Origin of the sequence: Streptomyces sp. 13-12-16, from assembly GCF_002114215.1 — a bacterium.
Classification (GTDB): Bacteria; Actinomycetota; Actinomycetes; order Streptomycetales; family Streptomycetaceae; genus Streptomyces.
In genome coordinates this window covers 1-2,184 of sequence record NZ_NCTE01000839.1, presented here as the reverse complement: position 1 = coordinate 2,184, position 2,184 = coordinate 1, and the positions used below count along the sequence as shown (strand labels likewise).

Here is a 2,184-nt window from a genome sequence, read left to right as displayed (position 1 = left end):
GGGCGTCGGCGACGGCCCGCGCCCCCCGCTGACCCCGCCGTTCCCGGGGGGAAGTGCTCCCGAGAGGACCCGCGCCGGCCCGGCACCCCGGACCGGCGCGGGTCGTTCCGGGACGTCGCCCGGCGGCGCCGGGCGAAGAGCCAGTCCCTGGACGGCGTCCGGGACCTTCCGCCGCTTCGGGACGGTCCGGTGGTCGCACGCCCCCCGGGAACCGGCGATCAGGCTCGCGGGGCCCCGGGCCCACGTGCGGAGCGGCTCGTGCACCGCCGCCGGGGCTTCGGCGGCCGCGCCTTGTCCCGTACGGCTGCGCGGAGAACCGGCGCCCGGTCCCCGCACGGCAGCCCGGCGTGCGGCTTCACCGGCGTCCCGGAGACGGGCGTCCCGGTGCGGGCCGGGGCGGACGACCGCGTGGTTCCCCGGCACGCCATCACCGTTCTCGGTGCTTCGTCCGCCCCGGCGCCGCGTGGCCGGGGGCACCTCGTGGAGCAGGGGCGTGACGGAGCCGCCTTCTCGCGCTCCCGGGGGGCGTGCGACCACCTCACCGGCGAGACCGCCGTTTCCGTGCGCGACCCCGTGAGTCGGCGTCAACCACGTGTCCTGGCAAGGGGCAGTGGGAGGAGGCCTTCAAGTCCCTCTCCTGGGGAGCCGGTTGTTCGCGCGCGGGTGGCCGGAGGCCGGTTCTCGATCATTCCCCGGAAGGATGTGGGGACCGTCCCTTTCCCTTGACGATGATCTCGATCGATCATCCGCCGATCCTGAAGGCAAGCGAAAGGACAGGAAGTTGCGCATTGCCCGACTTCTCGGAACCATCCTGGGCACCACGTTGCTGACGACCACCGTCGTCCTCACCCAACCGGCCACCGCCGGCCCCAGAGGCCCCGAAGGTCCCACGTCCCTGGACGGAACCGCACTGCGCGACGCGCTGGACGCCGTCCACGAGGCGGGCATGTACGGCGTCTTCTCGTCCGTCCGGGACGGCGACGAGCGGTGGACCGGGGCGGCGGGTGTCGCGGACGTCGACACCGGCCGCCCGGTCACGCCGGGCATGCGGCAGCGGGTGGGCAGCATCAGCAAGACCTTCACCGCCGTGGGCCTGCTCCAGCAGGTGGAGCGCGGCCGGATCCGGCTCGACGCGCCCGTCTCCGACTACCTGCCGGACCTGATACCCGGGGAGCGCGGACGGCAGGTCACCGTACGCATGCTCCTCAACCACACCAGCGGGATCGGCGACTACGTCGCGGGCGCCTTCCCCTCCCTCACCCGGGGCTCGACGGCCAGCCTCGACGAGGAGCGCTTCCGCTCCGTCCGCCCCCGGGAACTGGTCCGGCTGGGCCTCGAGGCCCCCGCGACCGGACGCCCCGGCTCGGTGCCGGGCACGTACTCCAACACCAACTACGTCATCGCCGGGCTCCTTCTGGAGAAGGTCACCGGCCAGAACGCCTACACGTACCTCACCCGCAACGTCATCGACCGGGCCGGGCTGCGCCACACGTACCTGCCGCGCACCCCGTTCATCAAGGGCCCGCACCCGCGGATGTACGAGTCCTATTACGGTCTGATCGACCCGCCCCGCGACTACAGCGTCTACGACATGTCGTGGGCGTACACGGCGGGATCGGTCGTCTCCACCACCGACGACCTCAACCGCTTCTACCGCGCCCTGCTCGGCGGGAAGCTCGTCGGCGAGGCGTCCCTCGACGAGATGACGCGCACGGTCCCCGTCTCCGGCATGGACTACGGCCTCGGCATCTACGCCCTGGACCTGTCCTGCGGACGCTTCTGGGGTCACGACGGCGCGGTGTTCGGGGCCGGCACGATCGCGCTGTCCAGCCGGGACGGCAAGCGTCAGATGGCCGTCGCGCAGAACCTGATGAAGTACCAGGAGCTCGACGGGAAGGGCGTACCGCAGGCGCACCCGATCGACGAGGCCCTCGGCGCGTACGTCTTCGGCGCGCTCTGCCCGGATGCCCCCGAGGCCGGGGCCGCGAGCCCGGAGGCCCGCGGGGAGCGGCTCACGCTGCTGCCCCGCATCGACGACTCCCCGCTGACCGGCGGCGTCCCGGCCGGTCGTCCGTCCGTCTAGTCCCGCTCGCGAGCCGGCCGCACGTGCGTCGGCCGGCCCGGCGTGATCGTGCGGCCCATGGCCGACGGGGCCGTCGCCTGTGCGGCCGGCGCGTCACGGCG

General features: G+C 73.5%; 1 protein-coding gene. It reads left to right on the top strand.

The genetic code is table 11. The features are described from left to right. Positions 1-781 precede the first annotated feature (781 nt). Positions 782-2,083, top strand: a complete 1,302-nt coding sequence (locus tag B7767_RS30245) for a serine hydrolase (protein WP_107486409.1) — start codon at positions 782-784, stop codon at positions 2,081-2,083. The last annotated feature ends 101 nt before the right edge of the window (positions 2,084-2,184 follow it).